Source organism: Stutzerimonas stutzeri KOS6 (genome assembly GCF_000307775.2).
GTDB classification, from domain to species: Bacteria; Pseudomonadota; Gammaproteobacteria; order Pseudomonadales; family Pseudomonadaceae; genus Stutzerimonas; species Stutzerimonas stutzeri_B.
The window spans coordinates 38454-54622 of sequence record NZ_KK020679.1; the positions used below are offsets into that span (position 1 = coordinate 38454).

The following is a 16169-nucleotide window of genomic DNA, read 5'->3' on the forward strand; positions in this document are numbered from 1 at the left end:
TGCGTATGTATAACCTGGCCCGCCAGCTGTTGTTCAAGCTATCCCCGGAAACTTCCCATGAGCTTTCCCTCGAGCTGATTGGCGCTGGTGGCCGTCTGGGGCTCAACGCAATGCTGAGCAAGTCACCGGCAAGCTTGCCGGTGCGGGTCATGGGGCTGGATTTCCCCAACCCGGTGGGGTTGGCTGCCGGGCTGGACAAGAACGGCGAGGCGATCCGCGGCCTGTCGCAGCTGGGGTTCGGTTTCATCGAAGTGGGCACCGTCACACCGCGTCCGCAGCCCGGCAACCCGAAACCCCGGATATTCCGCTTGCCCGAGGCCGAAGCGATCATCAACCGCATGGGGTTCAACAACCATGGCGTCGATGCCTTGCTGGCGCGGGTCGAGGCAGCCCGGTTCAAGGGCATATTGGGTATCAACATCGGCAAGAATTTCGATACCCCGGTCGAGCGCGCCGAGGACGACTACCTGCTGTGTCTGGACAAGGTCTATCACCACGCCAGCTACGTCACCGTGAATGTCAGCTCGCCCAACACACCGGGCCTGCGTAGCCTGCAGTTCGGTGATTCACTCAAGCAGTTGCTGGAGGCGCTGCGTCTGCGGCGGGAGGATCTCGAACTCATGCACGGCAAGCGCGTGCCGCTGGCGATCAAGATTGCTCCTGACATGACAGACGAGGAAACCGCACTGGTAGGCGAGGCGGTTTTCCAGGCGGGTATGGACGCGATCATCGCCACCAATACCACCTTGGGGCGTGAAGGGGTCGTTGGCCTGGCTCATGCCGAAGAGGCGGGTGGGCTGTCCGGTGCGCCGGTGCGGGACAAGAGTACTCATACGGTCCGGGTGCTGGCGCAGACGCTCGGTGGACGTTTGCCGATCATCGCCGTGGGCGGCATCACCGAAGGTCGCCACGCGGCCGAGAAGATCGAGGCGGGTGCCAGTCTGGTTCAGCTTTATTCAGGATTCATCTACAAGGGGCCGGCGCTCATCGGCGAGGCGGTGGATGCCATTGCTGCCTTGCGTTCCCAGACACGCTGATTGCCAGGATGGGGCTCCGTCTGGAGCCCCAGGGCTTCTAGCCCGCCGCCCGGGTAGGGCAAGCCTTTTCAAGTCGGGTGGTTCGGTAAATCAGCCGACTGCGTGAAGTTCGTTGAGTCGATGCAGACCGGCCGTGCCGGTCAGTCCATCCCAGTTGTCGCCGCGACCCTCCCGCCAGCCGTTGATCCAGGCTTGACGAACAGTGGGATGGGAAAAAGGACAGAGGTCGCGAGATTTGCCATGTATGCCGTGTTGATAACCGCGCAGGAATGCTCGTTCCATCGGATCACGCTTGAGTCTTCTCATTGGGTATTGCCCTCAGTGGTTGACTGGTGTTCCTGTGGCCTCATGGCGAGACCGGGGCAGATAGGCTGCCAGTGAAGCGCGCTGCCGGCGTGGCGCGCTTCGCCGACACCATTGCGGTGCCGGCCTGAGAAGAGTTCTAACGCAATGCCGAAGAGGCTGGAATGATCGTTTTGTCATAAGCAGGTAACGATTCTATGGTTCTACCCATAAGCCGGAGAATGCGAGGCGTGTGAAGTGTGGCCACGGGCCGCTTCTACATCCATTCCTGCCGCCGACTTCGTATCATTATTTTTAATTTCTTTGCTGGGCTTGTTCCGACGAAAGGGTCGCAGCAGTCCGAAGCATCTTTCTGGAAACGCTATGACCGACCGCCATGAACTGATCCTCACCTGTCCCAAGGGGCTCGAAGGCCTGCTGCTCGAGGAAGCCACCGCGCTGGGACTGGAGCAGGGGCGTGAGCAGACTTCCGCGATCCGCGGATACGGGGCTCTGGAAGTGGCGTACCGCCTGTGTTTGTGGTCGCGCCTGGCAAACCGAGTGCTGCTGGTCATAAGCCGGTTTCCAACGACGGATGCCGAGACGCTCTATCAAGGTGTGCATGCTGTCGATTGGGCCGATCACATGCAGCCCGCTGGCAGCCTGGCTGTGGAGTTCAGCGGGCGCGGCTCGGGTATCGACAACACGCATTTCGGTGCGCTCAAGGTCAAGGACGCCATTGTCGATCGCCTGCGCACCGCCTCTGGCGAGCGGCCGAGCATCGACAAGGTCGATCCGGATCTGCGCGTGCACCTGCGCCTCGACAAGGGGCAGGCGGTGCTCTCGCTGGACCTGTCCGGGCACAGCCTGCATCAGCGTGGCTACCGGCTGCAGCAGGGTGCGGCGCCGTTGAAGGAAAATCTTGCCGCAGCGATTCTGATTCGTGCCGGCTGGCCGCGTATCGCTGCTGCGGGTGGTGCGCTGACCGACCCCATGTGCGGCGTGGGCACCTTTCTCGTGGAAGGCGCGATGATGGCGGCGGATATCGCACCGAACCTGAGACGTGAGCGCTGGGGTTTCAGCGGTTGGCTAGGCCATGTGCCGGCCCTGTGGAGTCGCCTGCATGGCGAAGCGCAGGCTCGGGCGGAAGCCGGGCTGGCCAGGCCCCCGTTATGGATTCGCGGCTATGAGGCCGATCCCCGTCTGATCCAGCCTGGGCGCAACAACATCGAGCGCGCCGGGCTGGCGAACTGGATTCGTATCTACCAGGGCGACGTGGGAAGCTTCGAGCCGCGTCCGGACCAGAACCAGAAGGGCCTGGTCGTCTGCAATCCACCCTACGGTGAACGCCTGGGCGATGAGGCCAGCCTTCTCTATCTCTACCAGAATCTTGGCGAGCGCCTGCGACAGGCCTGCCTCGGTTGGGAAGCGGCCGTGTTTACCGCCGCGCCCGATCTCGGCAAGCGCATGGGCATCCGCAGCCACAAGCAGTACGCATTCTGGAACGGCGCCTTGCCGTGCAAGCTGCTGTTGATCAAGGTCGAGTTGGACCAGTTCGTGACCGGCCAGCGCGTCTGTGCGACTGACACGGCGGAGCAGCACGTTGCCGTGGAGCAGGCGCGCCTGAGCGAAGGCGGGCAAATGTTCGCGAACCGTCTGCAGAAGAATCTGCGCCTGCTCGGCAAGTGGGCCCGGCGCGAAGGCATCGAGTGCTATCGACTGTACGATGCCGACATGCCGGAATATGCGCTTGCCGTGGACCTGTATCGCGACTGGGTGCACGTGCAGGAGTATGCTCCGCCACGTTCCATCGACCCGGAAAAGGCCCAGGCTCGTCTGCTCGATGCACTGGTCGCCATACCGCAGGCACTGGGTATTCCGCGCGACAGGGTGGTGGTCAAGCGGCGCGAACGTCAGACGGGGACGCGTCAGTATGAGCGCCAGGCGTCTCAGGGGCAGTTTCTCGAGGTAAGCGAAGGCGGCGTCAAGCTGCTGGTCAATCTCACCGATTACCTGGATACCGGCCTGTTTCTGGATCACCGGCCGCTGCGTTTGCGTATCCAGCGCGAAGCAGCCGGCAAGCGTTTTCTCAATCTGTTCTGCTATACCGCCACCGCAACGGTGCATGCGGCCAAGGGCGGTGCGCGCAGCACCACCAGTGTCGACCTGTCGAAAACCTATCTCGACTGGGCGCGCCGCAATCTGTCGCTCAACGGGTTCTCGGATCGCCAGCGGTTGGAGCAGGGTGATGTGATGGCGTGGCTGGAGGAGGATCGTGGCGAATACGACCTGATCTTCATCGACCCGCCGACCTTTTCCAACTCCAAGCGCATGGAGGGCGTATTCGATGTGCAGCGGGATCACTTGGCCCTGCTCGATCTGGCCATGGCGAGGCTGGCGCCGGGCGGCACATTGTACTTCTCTAACAACTTCCGCAAATTCGTGCTGGATGCGAGTCTGAGTGATCGCTATGCCGTCGAGGAGATCACGCCGACGACTCTGGACGAGGACTTCCGGCGCAACCCGCGCATTCACCGCGCCTGGAGGTTGCAGGCGCGCTGAGGCCTCGTATGGCGCCAAGGGCAGGCCTTGCGGCCTGCCCTATCCGCGGTCAGCGCTGGGCGGTGTTTTCGTTGCGATTGTTGTACAGGCTGACCAACACCTGATCCAGAATCGACGAGGCGCCCCACGGGCGTGGATGGTTAAGGATGGCCACCACCGCCCAGACATTGCCGTCGCCGTCTCGGCTGTAGCCCGCGATGGCCCGCACCGTGTTGAGTGTGCCTGTCTTGACGTGCGCCTTGCCGGCGACGGGGGTATTGCGCAGGCGCTTGCGCATGGTCCCGTCCACCGCCGCCAGCGGCATCGACGAAATGAATTCGGCCGAGTAGGGGCTGCGCCAGGCGGCCTGAAGCAGGCTGGCCAATTCCCGGGCGCTGACCCGCTCTGCGCGTGACAGGCCGGAGCCGTTCTCGATCACCAGATGCGGGGAAATAAGTCCTTTCTTGGCCAGCCATTGTCGGATGACGCGCTGCGCTGCCTTGGCGTCATCCGCATCCGCTTCGTTACGGAACGCCGCCCCCAGGCTCAGGAACAGCTGCTTGGCCATGGTGTTATTGCTGTACTTGTTGACGTCGCGAATGATCTCGGCGAGATCCGGTGAGTACGCCCTGGCCAGCAGTCGCGCGCTGTCCGGCACCTGGGCCACGCGGTCGCGGCCAAGAATGCTGCCGCCCAGCTCACTCCAGATCGCGCGCACCGCGCCGGCGGCATAGCGTTCGTGGTCCAGCAGCGACAGATAAGTCTGAGCGCTGCAGCCCATGGCCAGCTTGCCGGTTACGACCACGGTGACGCCGTCACCCTCCGCGACCGGGTTGTACAGCACGTCCGGCCAGCCAGGGCACTTGGCTGCAGGCAGTGCTTTTACACGGTTATCGATGCGGATGCTGGCGATTGGCGGTTCGACTGCGACGTTAACCTTGCCGCCATCGTTGCGGACGATGAAGCGCAGCGCCTTTAGGTTGACCAAAAGCGAATCCGGCCCGACCAGGAACGGCTTGTTCCGATCGCCACCATCGTCATCGAATACGGGAAGCTCGGGCTGGACGAAGTGGCTGCGGTCCAGCACCAGGTCCCCGGTGACCTTGCTGACACCATTGGCCCGCAGATCACGCAGCAGCAGCCAGAGCTTCTCCATGTTCAGCTTGGGATCGCCACCGCCCTTGAGATAGAGGTTGCCGTTCAGCGTACCGTCCACCAGCGGGCCATCGGCATAGAACTCGGTCTTCCATTGGTGGTTGGGCCCCAGCAGTTCGAGCGCTGCATAGGTAGTAACCAGCTTCATCGTGGATGCCGGGTTGACCGAAACGTCCGCGTTGACGTAGGTCGGCGCGGCGCTGCCGGTGAGCGGCAGCATGACCACTGACAGCGCGTCGCTGTTGATCTTGTTGGCCTTTAATGCTTTCTCGACTCGTGCCGGCAGGGTCTGGTTGACGCCGGCGCCCAGCGAGGGCAGGGCGATGGGCATCGCCAGCATGGCCAAGGCTACGCTGCGCAGGAGTTGGTTCATTTGCAGGCACCTCTGGATGGACACAGAGGGCCGTTGGCGATTCGGTTGGGCATACGATTTCCCACTGCTCTAAGGGAACGAACGCGGGCCATTATGCCCGCGCTGTAGAGGCGCTGTGCCTCTATCCGATAAGCGTAGCTGCCAGCGATGGGTTGTCGCAAAGGGATATGCTGCTCTTTCGCCGGTCATCGCCTTGGCCCGGGGTTGCTGTTAGAGTGCGCGCCGTCATCAAGTAGAAAAGGATCGATCCAATGGCTACCAATCGTTCGCGTCGCCTGCGCAAAAAACTCTGTGTCGACGAGTTCCAGGAACTGGGCTTCGAGATCAATCTCACCTATCGCGAAGGGCTTGATGGCAAGGCCGTGGATGCATTTCTCGAAGCATTCATCGCCGAGGCGATGGAGGCCAACGACCTGGGCTATATCGGCGGCGAAGACTACGGTTTCGTTTGCCTGGCCCGGCGTGGCTCGGTCAGCGAAGAGCAGCGTGGAACGGTGGATGCATGGCTGAAGGCTCGCAATGAGCTGGCCGAGTACAACGTCAGCCCGCTGATGGACGTGTGGTATCCGGAAAACCCGATCAGGGCCGAGAAGTAGTCTGCTCCTCCGAGCGTTTCGTCGCTGCCAGCCGGGCTTTTCCGCGTGATCGCCTGGCCAGCAGCCGGTGCAACAGATGCAGCAATGTAGCGACAAATAGCGCTACACCTACGCCGATGGCGGCATTGATGAGGCGAATCTGCGGCAGGTTCCAGTCCTGTGCCAGTGTTTCTGCCAGCAGCAGGAACAGCAGACTGGTCTGCAGCACGAACAGCCCGTAGTGGTTGGCCTGGAAGGCTCTGCCAAGGACCACCAGCGGCAACAGAATCATCACCATCAGCGGTGGATCGGCCAGGCCATGGCCTAGATAGATCAGAATGGCTGCGGCAGCCAGTATTCCGAGGCTGGCCTGCAGCGCTCGCACGAGACTACTTTCCAGGTCCATCTGCAGCGTGGTGAAAACCGCCAGCGTCAGCCAGTAGCCCCTGGGTAGTTCAGCCATGTTGACGATCACCCCGCCCAGAGCGCCGGCAAGCATGTAGCTCAATGCGTGCACCCGCCACTGTCGTATGGGTGTGCGGCGAGCATGTCGGCGCAGCACGCGGAGTATGCTCATCAGTCGGGGCATGTGGGGCCACATCCGCAATCCATGCATCCCGCGTAAGCCGAACGCCAACAAGGTCACCCATAGTCCACCGAGCGAAAACAGAGCGGCAATCGCGTAGGGGTTGTTGAAGTCCGCGACGCCGTGTTGCCCCTGTCCGAGGCATAGGCAGATCGCCAGGCCTATGCCCAGCTTGCCGGCTTCGCTGCCGTAGCGCTGCAGCCAGGCCAGCAGCAGGCCGTAGAAGGCGAACAGGCCAAGGCTGACCGCTGGGTGGGTCGCGGACCAGAATCCCAACCCGGCACTGCCGGCACCCAGCGCGATGAGCAGCAGCATGCGCAGCATGCCAAAGCGATGCAGCGGGTTGGCCTTGGCTGCCTGGAAGGCGCCCACCGTCGCCCACAGGAAACCCGGATGACCACTGAACAGACCCAGCAGCAGCGGCAGGGCGCAGCCAAAACCGGCGACCATCGCCGCGCCCCAGGCAGGGCGCCCGGGGTGCCAGTGGATGCTTTGTCGAATCAGGCGTTTCATGTTAGTCAGACCGGGCTGGAGCGACCTGTCATCTCGCCGGCCATTTCCGTCGCGTAGCTGTCGGTCATGCCCGCGATGAAATCGATCATGCGCAGGAACGCCTGGTACAGCGGCAAATCGGGGGCGGGTGCACTGCGGCCGAGAAGATCGAGGATTCTTTGATTCTTGAAGGATGGGTTGCCGCCGCGGTGTTGCTCCAGTGCGGCGCCGCAGAAGGCGTTCAGCAATATCTCGAGCGTCGTGTACGCACCGATCTCGTGCAGGGTCTTGCGCTTGTCCTGAAATATCTTCTGCCGGGCCATGGCCTTGGCCTGCAGCACGCAGTCCTTGGCAGGGCCATGCATGTGCTCGACCAGGTCGCCATGCAGCTCGCCACGAAGCAGGGCGTGCTGCTGCTCGACGAAAGCGCCCGCCGCAGCGTTGGTCAGGTGCTCGATAGCCTTGCCGCGCAGGATCGCCAGCTTCCGGCGGCGCGAATCACTGGGCCCCAGCTGGCGATAGGTTTCGGGTATGTCGTCGCCCACCAGGCCAAGCAGCAGCTCTTCCACCTCCGCGTAATCGAGCAGCTCCATCTCCAGGCCGTCCTCGAGATCGATCAGCCCGTAACAGATATCGTCGGCAGCCTCCATCAGGTAAACGAGGGGGTGGCGTGCCCAGCGCTGGTCCGCGACTTTGGGCAGTTCCAGCTTCTGCGAGATCTGCTCCAGCAAAGGTAATTCGTTCTGGTAGCAGCCGAACTTGTGCTTCTTGTAGCCCAGTGCCTCGGCATGGCGAGACGTCCACGGGTACTTGAGGTAGGTGCCCAGCGTCGCATAGGTCAACCGGGTGCCGCCGTCGAACTGGTGGTATTCCAGCTGCGTGAGCACACGGAAACCCTGTGCGTTGCCCTCGAAATTGAGAAAGTCCGCCCGCTGCCGGTCGCTCATGTCGTCGAGCCAGCCGCGCCCGGCCGCCTGTTGAAACCAGCAGCGAATGGCATCTTCGCCAGAGTGACCAAAGGGTGGGTTGCCGATGTCATGGGCGAGACACGCTGACTGGACGATCATTCCCAGATCTGCAGGGCTACACCATTCAGGAAGTTCATCGCGCAGCACTTCGCCTACACGCATGCCTAGTGACCTGCCAACGCAGCTGACTTCCAGCGAGTGCGTCAGGCGCGTATGGATGTGATCGTTGCTGGACACCGGATGCACTTGCGTCTTGCGCCCCAGGCGACGAAAGGCGCCGGAAAAAATGATGCGATCATGGTCCTTGTGGAACGGACTACGGCCCAGTTCGTCGCTGCTATGAGCCAATTTGCCTAATCGTTCGCGGGTAAGCAGTGTGTGCCAGTCCAAGGACCATCTCCGTATGCCATTAGCGGGCTGGTGCAAAACTACCATAACCGTTTAGTTACCGATCAGTTCTATCGCGCTGGAACTGCCAGGCCATATCAAGCCTGGATCGGCCTCAGGGGCGGGCCGAGATGTACCGATCAAGCCTCAATGCAGCTTTTCGCGTAGCTTTTGCTGGCCCTTGAGCAGCGGATAGAGCGTCAGTGCGAGACGAGCCAGTTTGCCCATTTTTCCCAGCCTACGGCCAAACAGGGCAAGCACGACCGTGGCAGCAATCAATACTGGCCCTTTGCCCGATGATGATTCGGCAGACGAGCGACGTGACGTGACGAAGCCCTTCACCTGCTGCAGCGGATGAGAAAGTGGCTGTGCGTGGTAAAGCATCTGCTGACGGTGCATTTCCATGCGCAGGCGTACCAGTTCCTTGCGCATGCTCAGGTCATTCGATGTGCTCAGAGGCTGGCTCATGGCAATAAACGCTCCCGGTTGCGTTCCAGCTCTTCAAGAGTCGCCTGGAACGGCGCGGCACACTGCTTGGCGAGCGAAACCGCTCGGCTGATGCAGATGATCATCACAACCGCATAAACGACGCAAAGCGTCAGTATCGCTGCTATCCGATGGGTCTCCCAGAAAGCGATGACAATCGCTGCGGAAAGCCCGACCAGAATCAGTAGACCGAGAATCAGGCTGACGCCAGCCAGGAGAAACAGCCGGAACGTCCGGGCCTTTTCTTCCTGAACCTCGATGCCCACCAGCTCCAGGTGCCCTTGTAGCAGACCGACAAATGCGCCGCCCAGCTTCTTCAGCGACGGTTTTGGTGCCTCGGCGCCGGGCTTCGCTTGCATTGGTGGCTCTCCCATCAGCGACGTGAAATCAGACCGAGCAGAAAGCCGACGCCAGCAGCGATGCCGATCGATTGCCACGGATGGGAATGCACATATTCTTCGGTGCACTGGATAGCGGCCTGGCCTTGCTCACGCATTGAGCCTTCACGCTCTTTCAGCATTTCGCGAGCCTTGGCAATGTTCGCATTGATCTTGCTTCGTAGCTCTTGAGTCTGTCCGCCTGCGGTTTCCTGGGTGTGCTTGAGCAGGCGTTCGGTATCGCCGATCAGGGTATGGAATTCCTCGATCAATGCGCTCTGGGCCGCTTGCAGGTTGCGGCGATGGGCGGGTGTGTCGATCAGGGGGCGGGTGTTACCAGCAGGGCCCTCGGGGATCGGGGTGTCATCGTTGGTACCAAAGGTGGATTCGGTGGACATGCGCAGCTCCTTGTTGAGTCTCCGGGACGGTGGGCCCCGTTACCTGAGATTTCGAGCGCGACGGTCGGGCAAAGGTTCCCCGTTTCGTTGGGCTGCGCGGGAAAAGGTGCGTGATTTGTGGGTTGAGCCAATCGCTCCGTAATCGTGTTTGCAGAAAAAAAGGCAAAAGAAAACCCGCCGAAGCGGGTTTTCTTGTCTACAGCAGCAAAGTGCCGTAGCCGCTATTACATCAGCGGGATGGTGTAGCTGACGATCAGACGGTTCTGATCGATATCGCGGGTAGTGTTGCTGCGGTATGTACCATTACGCCACTTTACGCCGAGATTCTTCAGTGTGCCTTCCTGGAAGACGTAACCGATGTCGGTGTCACGCTCCCATTCTTTGCTATTTCCGCCAGCGCCAAAGTTGTCGCCTGAAACATAGCGGGTCATGAGCGTCAGCCCAGGAATGCCCATGGCGGCGAAGTTGTAATCATAACGAGCTTGCCAAGACTTTTCGTCTGCGTTAGCAAAGTCTGCGCCAATCATTACGTAGTTAACCAGGTAAGGATCGGTGCTGGCTCCAGCGTAGGCGAAGCCAGTATCTCCGCTCATCTTCTGATAGCCGAGACCAAAGCTGTGGCCGCTTACGGAGTAGGTAACCATGGCTCCGAAAGCATTGTTGTCAACAGTGGAGGAGCCATCGTCGGTCGAGCGCGCGTAGCGAAGATCGGTCTTCAGGGACTGATTTTCACCGAGCGGCTGAACATGGATCAAATTGAACGAATGCTGCTTATACGCTTCTTCCAGGTTGCTGTAGTAATACGCACCTGTCAGGTTCTTCATCAGTGAATAGGTTGCACCGGCAAACACGAAGTCTTCTGGTGCACCGGCAGCCACACCGCCTTTCCCTGCGAACGTGATGTCTTCGTAGTTAGAGGAGTTACGGTTGTTCTCTTCGGTCAGGTAGCCTGCGTCCAGAGTAAGCCCGTCGATTTCCTTCGAGATCAGCTGTGCGCCCTGGAACGTCTGCGGCAGAAGGCGAGAGTCGCTTCGGGCGATAGCCATATTCTTCGGCTCGATCGCGCCAACCTTCAGGATTGTATTGGAAACCTTCATTTTCGCGGTGGCATGAAGCGAGGAGTAATCGTCCGGAACTTCATTCCCGAAAGAGCCGGGGAGAAGGCCTGTGCCTGCGCGATCTGCACTCGAATCCAGCTTGACGCCGAGCAAGCCTAACGCATCAATACCAAATCCAACCGAGCCCTCAGTAAAGCCGGACTCAACGCGCAGAATGAAACCCTGGGCCCATTCCTCTTGCTTCGACTGTGCGGTGGATGCAACGGAGCGGTTGTCGGCGTTGTAGTAGAAGTTACGCAGTTCCAGGCCGGCCTTGGTGTCTTCGACGAAGGCAGCTTGGGCCATGGTTGGGATAGCCAGTGTTGCTCCCAGAGTGGCGAGGGCCACGCCCCGGGCGATGGGGGTCTTGAGCATTTCTTATTTCTCCTCGTTGGATGATGCTCTGAAGTCGCTCTTTACGGCGCGATGCAATAAAACATTACAGAGGGTTTTCAGCCTTTAGACTTTAGTCGTCAAGTCTCGCAAGTCAACGTGCTAGACGCAGTCTTTCGTGTCGCCAATTTGATTGACGTACCCGATTACGAGTCCATTGCTGCACGTTCCATGAGCCTGGCGATTAAAGACTGGGTTTACCGGGCAGTCTTCGCTGCCTCGGATCGCAGCATCCTAACGGTTTACTCGGGCCGAGTCGAATGGCATGCGGAGGGGGGGGCTGGCGATTGGAGGCGCTTCACATTTTCGACTCATCTGCGCGCTGTTCCGGCGACTATTCAGTCGATGGCGAACTGAGGGTGGCTTGCTAGAATCGCTGCATGGATTTTGTGAGAGCCTCAAATGTTGCCTGAATGCCAGCTATTCGGAACCTTGGGTTGCCATCTTTGTGAACAGGCAGAGGATGTGCTCATGCCTCTGGTCGAGCACGGGCTTATGGTCGAACTGATGGATATTGCAGACAGTCCGGAGTGGGTTGAGTTTTACGGCTTGCGAATTCCGGTTTTGCGCCGTGTGGATACCGGGGCCGAGTTGGACTGGCCGTTCGAAGTCGGGCAGGTAGTGAGTTTTCTGCAGGCTTGTGCGCGGTAGGTCGCTTGCAGCGTCCACAAAAAAACCGGCTCGATGGCCGGTTTTTTGGGCAGCTGATGCTGCGGGTTCAGCGGGATATGGTCGGAGCGACTGGATTCGAACCAGCGACCTTCTCGTCCCGAACGAGACGCGCTACCAAGCTGCGCTACGCTCCGAAGATGGCGCGCATTCTACAGAAAAAGTTTTGCTGCACAAGGCGTTAGGCAAGTTTTTTTTAGGTGATACGGCGGCGTGAGCAGCTTATGCTCGAATCGCTCGCGCCGTCTGATCAGGGGAGGTAGCGCAAGGTTGGGCGTCAGAGTTCTCGTACGGTTCGGACCTGATCCTTGTTTACCTTCCCGGGCTTGCCGTCGATCTGTTCGTACTCGTAGAAGCCGGACTCCTCATCGAAATCGGGCCGATCCAGCGTCTGGATCTCACGGCCGTCATTGAGCGTGATTACGCTGGGGTTGGCGCACCCGGCGAGAATGCCGAAGCCCAGTGCAAGGAGCAGGGTTGAGAGGGGGCGTTGGCGCATGACGCTGTTCCTTCTTAGGTGTGTCGATACCTATCGGACGAGGCATTTTGGGGCGAAGTTCCCGCGAGAGCCTCAGTCATCGCGAGTAATGCGGGTGTGTTGAGATTGGCCAGGCGAATGTCATCTTCGTGCGTCGCCACCGGGACTGCACCCAAGTCCAGAAGGAGTCGCTGCGGGCTGCGCTCGCCAGCCTGCCAGTGGGACTCGAGCTGTTCCAGCAGCGCAGTGGGAATGATGCTGAACAGTGGTTCCCATTGTTGCCCGCGGCGCAGCATGAACGGCCTCGTTGGTGTCTCGGTTGCAGCCGCATATAGCGAATGCAGGAGCGGCCGGTCGATCAGGGGGGTGTCGCAAGGTAGCACCATCATCCATCGGCTACGCGCTGCTGCAAGGCCGGCGCGTATGCCTGCAAGTGGGCCGGAATAGTCACTGCTCGCGTCAGTCACCAACTGATCGGCGTAGGGTGCATAGAGCGACTGATTGCGGTTGCATGAGATGAGAAGGTCGTCAGTCAGCGGGCGAGCCACATCATGCAGCCACGCGATCAGCGGGCGCCCTTGCCATTCGATCAGGCCTTTGTCCCGACCGCCCATTCGCTGACCACGACCACCCGCGAGCAACAGGATGGTACAGGAGGAAAGTCTGGAATCGGGCATGAGCGGGCTCCATAGGTTTGCACGTGACACTGGGCCCGTTCGTCGGTAACCAGATGGCTTGTAGCTGTAGTGACGAGGCACTCAGCGCCATTAGGCGAAGCAGGGCAGGTGTTGCGAGTGTCCGCCAGATCGGCGGCTAAACCAACCGTGAAAGTCGTTGTCTATCTCCTTCATCCGCATTCCTGGGCATTGGCGGATGCCGTCTGCTTCCTGGTCGACATACAAGGAGAAAAACATCATGCAGGAGAGAAACGTTTGGGTTGATTATGCCAAGGCAATCGGCATCATTCTCGTGGTCTACGGCCATGTCGCGCGCGGGGTTTTCAACGCCGGCTTGCCCATAGATGAGCAGAAATTCGTGCTCGTGGACAGCATTATCTACAGCTTTCACATGCCATTGTTCTTCTTCCTTTCCGGATTGTTCTTCTTCGACTCGTTGCAGAAGCGCGGCAGAGGCGGGTTGATCATCAATAAGGTGGATACAATCGTGTATCCCTTCATTGTCTGGTCGTTGCTGCAGGGCTTGTTTGAGGTTGTGCTGTCCAACTACACCAATGGCCAGGTTACGTTGACGGAAGTGCTCTCGCTTCTCTGGATGCCCCGCGCGCAGTTCTGGTTCCTTTACGCGCTTTTCCTGGTATTCGTCGTTTGCGCATTTCTCTATGCCAAGGCCGATCGCCGGTATTTCCTGCCGTTCGTGGCGCTGTTTGGTGTGTTATTCGTTTTCCAGCAAGACCTGACCGTGAACAACATGACCCGTTTCATTCTAGGCAACGCGGTGTTCTTCGCGCTGGGGGTCTGGTTCAACGAGGTCAAAGCTTTCTTTCTGGCGCGCTATTCCCAGTTGGCCCTGTTCTTTGGGGGCATGTTCGTGATCGGTCAGTATCTGTTCCATGTCACCTTCGACCTGAACTACGCCGACGGCGGCCTGCCCGTACTGGCGCTGGCAACGATATCCATTTTCTTCATGGTCGCGTTGTCGATGTGGCTCGGGCAGTTTCGGGTTGACTGGTTTCTGTTCATCGGTGCTTCGTCGATGACGATCTACCTGATGCACATCCTGGCGGGCAGCGGTGCACGGGTGATACTCGGCAAGTTTATGGGCATTGATTCGATCGCTGCACATTTGCTGATCGGGACGCTGATAGGCACTGCAGCGCCTTTGGTGGCGCAGCTGCTCATCAATCGCTACCGCCTGCAATTCCTGCTCAGCCCTCCCAGGCGAATTTCGGCATCGCAATTTCATATGCGCAAGGCCCTGGCGCAGTAAGCCGTTTTTCCTCGGGACGCCGCTCGGCAAACAGTGCCGAGCGGTTGCTGGCCAGCAGTGCTGGAGGTCAGCCGCAACTGATGCGCTCGATCCGCATGTCTGCATTGGTGTTGATGTTCAATCTGCGTGAATCGTATTCGAGGGTCACGACATCATCGGGGCGCAGGATCCGTGCCTTGCTCGCACCTGACTGCAGTCGTGCCTGCTCAAGAATCTTCGCTGTGGCTGTCTGGCCCACGAGGTGCTGAGTCGCAGCGGAATTGCAGCGTTCATATTCTTGCGCTGCCATAGGCGACGGTTGCGGGGCGCTCTGGCAGCCAGCCAGCAGTACCAAACTCGCGATGACGGCGGCTGAAACGTAACGACTGGGCAGGTACACGGCATCTCCTTTCGTCTGAGTAACTGAACACAACTATTCTCAAGATTGCATGTGCTCGGGTGGGGAGTGGTTGGCGGAGCGGCCTGTGGCGTGGCGTTAAAATGACCACCACGGCCGGGAACCGAAGCGCCGTTACTACGTCTTAAAGCCTGATGGCGTTGTGCAATCCTGCGGCTAACGAAAAACAAGGAGTTTCCACCATGTTTACTTCCCCTCTGCTTAAACGTATCGCGACGATTCTTGCTGCCCTGCATCTTCTGCTGGTCGCACAGATTCCGTTGGCTCAGGCAGCGATGATCGGCACGCCGGAGGTCATTGCGGAGCAGCAGCAGGTAGTGGATCGGCAGCAATTGCTGACCATGCTGGGTGATCAGGATGTGCAGAAAAAGCTCGAGTCGATGGGTGTGGAGCGTGATCAGGTCGAAAAGCGCATCAACAGTCTGACTGCTGCCGAACTCGCGCAGTTCAACCAGCAACTGGATCAAGCGCCTGCCGGGGCAGGGGTGGTCGGGGTGATCGTTCTGTTCCTGGTGGTCTTCATCATCACTGACATGCTCTGCGCAACCAATATCTTCAACTTCGTCAACTGCATCAACCGTTGAGTCGGCTGCTACTGATCCTCCTGTCGATCGCTTTGGCTGGTGGCTGTGCGTCGTCGAAGGTGACTATCGACGATGTGCAGTTACCTTCCAGGGCTGAACTGGTCGACGTGCCGTTCTATCCGCAGGAGGATTATCAATGCGGTCCCGCTGCCTTGGCGACGGTGCTGTCTCATGGGGGCGTTGCAGCTGATCCTGATGCGCTCGTGGATCAGGTGTACATCCCCGGGCGCAAGGGTAGCCTGCAGGTCGAGATGGTTGCCGCGGCGCGATCGGCCGGACTTCTGGTTTATCCGTTGCGTCCCCGGCTGGAGGATGTGCTGGCCGAGGTAGCTGCAGGTAATCCTGTTCTGGTGTTGCAGAATCTTGCCTTCGAGCGCTGGCCCCAATGGCATTTTGCGGTGGTGGTGGGGTATGACCTTGCCGAGCAGCGGATCGTGTTGCGTTCGGGCACTACAAAGCGCTGGATTACCACTTTCGGTGCCTTCGAGCGCTCCTGGGCCAAGGCAGAAAAGTGGGCAATGCTCACGCTGGCGCCTGATCATCTGCCCGAAACGGCGCAAGAAGCGCACTGGCTGCGCAGTGCGAGCGACCTGGAGGAGGTCGGCCAGGCTGATGCCGCGAGGATGGCCTACGAGGCGGCTGTCGAATATTGGAACTCCGCGCTTGGCCTTTTTGCCTTGGCCAACAGCCAGTACGCAGCGGGGGAAAAAGACGCGGCGGAAAAATCATTGCGCGCCAGTGTTGGGGGCGATCCGCGCTTCGCCATTGGCTGGTTCAATCTGTCGCATGTGCTTGCAGAGCGGGGGTGCCTTGCCAGTGCTCGACAAGCACGGTCTTGTGCCTTGCTGCTGGATCCGGAGGATGGCCGCTTCAGGTCACCGCTCCCGGCTCAGGGGCGCGAGCAGGCAGGGCAGTGCCTGCCGAACCCGCGCTGTCCCGCTCCTTGA

General features: G+C 59.9%; 18 protein-coding genes and 1 tRNA gene. 7 read left to right on the plus strand and 12 right to left on the minus strand.

Annotated elements, in window-relative coordinates; genetic code table 11:
• Nucleotides 1–5: 5 nt before the first annotated feature.
• On the plus strand, nucleotides 6–1037 hold the full coding sequence (locus B597_RS45675) for a quinone-dependent dihydroorotate dehydrogenase (protein ID WP_003295214.1): 1032 nt from the start codon (nucleotides 6–8) through the stop codon (nucleotides 1035–1037).
• 90 nt (nucleotides 1038–1127) lie between these two features.
• Here the strand turns inward: B597_RS45675 and rmf are convergent, their stop codons facing one another.
• Nucleotides 1128–1343: a ribosome modulation factor gene (gene rmf / locus B597_RS45680; RefSeq protein WP_003295213.1), complete on the minus strand. Its 216-nt coding sequence runs from the start codon at nucleotides 1341–1343 to the stop codon at nucleotides 1128–1130.
• 360 nt (nucleotides 1344–1703) lie between these two features.
• Between rmf and rlmKL the strand changes: the two genes are divergently transcribed.
• Complete coding sequence (gene rlmKL / locus B597_RS45685; RefSeq protein WP_024162581.1) at nucleotides 1704–3881, plus strand: bifunctional 23S rRNA (guanine(2069)-N(7))-methyltransferase RlmK/23S rRNA (guanine(2445)-N(2))-methyltransferase RlmL; 2178 nt, start codon at nucleotides 1704–1706, stop codon at nucleotides 3879–3881.
• Nucleotides 3882–3930: 49 nt separating this feature from the next.
• Here rlmKL and dacB read toward each other — a convergent pair whose 3' ends face one another.
• On the minus strand, nucleotides 3931–5388 hold the full coding sequence (gene dacB, locus B597_RS45690) for a D-alanyl-D-alanine carboxypeptidase/D-alanyl-D-alanine endopeptidase (RefSeq protein WP_003295212.1): 1458 nt from the start codon (nucleotides 5386–5388) through the stop codon (nucleotides 3931–3933).
• Between the two features lie 251 nt (nucleotides 5389–5639).
• On the opposite strand from dacB, the gene B597_RS45695 reads away from it, so the two are divergent.
• Nucleotides 5640–5984 carry a YggL 50S ribosome-binding family protein gene (locus B597_RS45695; RefSeq protein WP_003295211.1) on the plus strand — a complete coding sequence of 115 codons (345 nt, stop codon included), beginning with the start codon at nucleotides 5640–5642 and terminating at the stop codon, nucleotides 5982–5984.
• Here the strand turns inward: B597_RS45695 and B597_RS45700 are convergent.
• The 6 genes from B597_RS45700 to B597_RS45725 all read right to left on the minus strand — a co-directional run bounded on the left by B597_RS45700 (nucleotide 5968) and on the right by B597_RS45725 (nucleotide 11129).
• Nucleotides 5968–7062 (minus strand): FUSC family protein, encoded by a 1095-nt coding sequence (locus B597_RS45700; protein WP_024162582.1) that lies wholly within the window; start codon nucleotides 7060–7062, stop codon nucleotides 5968–5970. The two genes, B597_RS45695 and B597_RS45700, sit on opposite strands and share 17 nt — an antisense overlap.
• A gap of 5 nt (nucleotides 7063–7067) precedes the next feature.
• A complete protein-coding gene (locus B597_RS45705) occupies nucleotides 7068–8399 on the minus strand; it encodes a deoxyguanosinetriphosphate triphosphohydrolase (protein ID WP_024162583.1) in 1332 nt (443 codons plus the stop codon).
• A 144-nt stretch (nucleotides 8400–8543) separates the two neighbouring features.
• Nucleotides 8544–8864: a hypothetical protein gene (locus B597_RS45710; protein ID WP_003295208.1), complete on the minus strand. Its 321-nt coding sequence runs from the start codon at nucleotides 8862–8864 to the stop codon at nucleotides 8544–8546.
• Nucleotides 8861–9241 (minus strand): phage holin family protein, encoded by a 381-nt coding sequence (locus B597_RS45715; protein WP_003295207.1) that lies wholly within the window; start codon nucleotides 9239–9241, stop codon nucleotides 8861–8863. Before B597_RS45715 ends, B597_RS45710 begins: the two co-directional genes overlap by 4 nt.
• Before the next feature lie 14 nt (nucleotides 9242–9255).
• On the minus strand, nucleotides 9256–9657 hold the full coding sequence (locus B597_RS45720; RefSeq protein ID WP_003295205.1) for an ElaB/YgaM/YqjD family protein: 402 nt from the start codon (nucleotides 9655–9657) through the stop codon (nucleotides 9256–9258).
• Nucleotides 9658–9881: 224 nt separating this feature from the next.
• Nucleotides 9882–11129 carry an OprD family porin gene (locus B597_RS45725; RefSeq protein WP_003295204.1) on the minus strand — a complete coding sequence of 416 codons (1248 nt, stop codon included), beginning with the start codon at nucleotides 11127–11129 and terminating at the stop codon, nucleotides 9882–9884.
• 420 nt (nucleotides 11130–11549) lie between these two features.
• Between B597_RS45725 and B597_RS45730 the strand changes: the two genes are divergently transcribed.
• Nucleotides 11550–11798: a glutaredoxin family protein gene (locus B597_RS45730; RefSeq protein ID WP_003295203.1), complete on the plus strand. Its 249-nt coding sequence runs from the start codon at nucleotides 11550–11552 to the stop codon at nucleotides 11796–11798.
• 78 nt (nucleotides 11799–11876) lie between these two features.
• On the opposite strand, the gene B597_RS45735 is transcribed toward B597_RS45730, so the two are convergent.
• The 3 genes from B597_RS45735 to mobA all read right to left on the minus strand — a co-directional run bounded on the left by B597_RS45735 (nucleotide 11877) and on the right by mobA (nucleotide 12971).
• A tRNA-Pro gene (locus B597_RS45735) sits at nucleotides 11877–11953 on the minus strand.
• A gap of 140 nt (nucleotides 11954–12093) precedes the next feature.
• On the minus strand, nucleotides 12094–12315 hold the full coding sequence (locus tag B597_RS45740; protein WP_003295201.1) for a YgdI/YgdR family lipoprotein: 222 nt from the start codon (nucleotides 12313–12315) through the stop codon (nucleotides 12094–12096).
• Between the two features lie 14 nt (nucleotides 12316–12329).
• A complete protein-coding gene (gene mobA, locus B597_RS45745) occupies nucleotides 12330–12971 on the minus strand; it encodes a molybdenum cofactor guanylyltransferase MobA (RefSeq protein ID WP_003295200.1) in 642 nt (213 codons plus the stop codon).
• Between the two features lie 238 nt (nucleotides 12972–13209).
• Between mobA and B597_RS45750 the strand changes: the two genes are divergently transcribed.
• Nucleotides 13210–14241, plus strand: a complete 1032-nt coding sequence (locus tag B597_RS45750; RefSeq protein WP_003295198.1) for an acyltransferase family protein — start codon at nucleotides 13210–13212, stop codon at nucleotides 14239–14241.
• Nucleotides 14242–14308: 67 nt separating this feature from the next.
• On the opposite strand, the gene B597_RS45755 is transcribed toward B597_RS45750, so the two are convergent.
• Nucleotides 14309–14620 (minus strand): I78 family peptidase inhibitor, encoded by a 312-nt coding sequence (locus B597_RS45755; protein WP_003295197.1) that lies wholly within the window; start codon nucleotides 14618–14620, stop codon nucleotides 14309–14311.
• A gap of 200 nt (nucleotides 14621–14820) precedes the next feature.
• Between B597_RS45755 and B597_RS45760 the strand changes: the two genes are divergently transcribed.
• Both B597_RS45760 and B597_RS45765 read left to right on the plus strand, forming a co-directional pair.
• Nucleotides 14821–15222, plus strand: coding sequence for a PA2779 family protein (locus B597_RS45760; protein WP_003295196.1), 402 nt, complete (start codon nucleotides 14821–14823; stop codon nucleotides 15220–15222).
• Nucleotides 15219–16169, plus strand: a complete 951-nt coding sequence (locus tag B597_RS45765; RefSeq protein WP_003295195.1) for a PA2778 family cysteine peptidase — start codon at nucleotides 15219–15221, stop codon at nucleotides 16167–16169. The genes B597_RS45760 and B597_RS45765 overlap by 4 nt, the downstream gene beginning before the upstream one ends.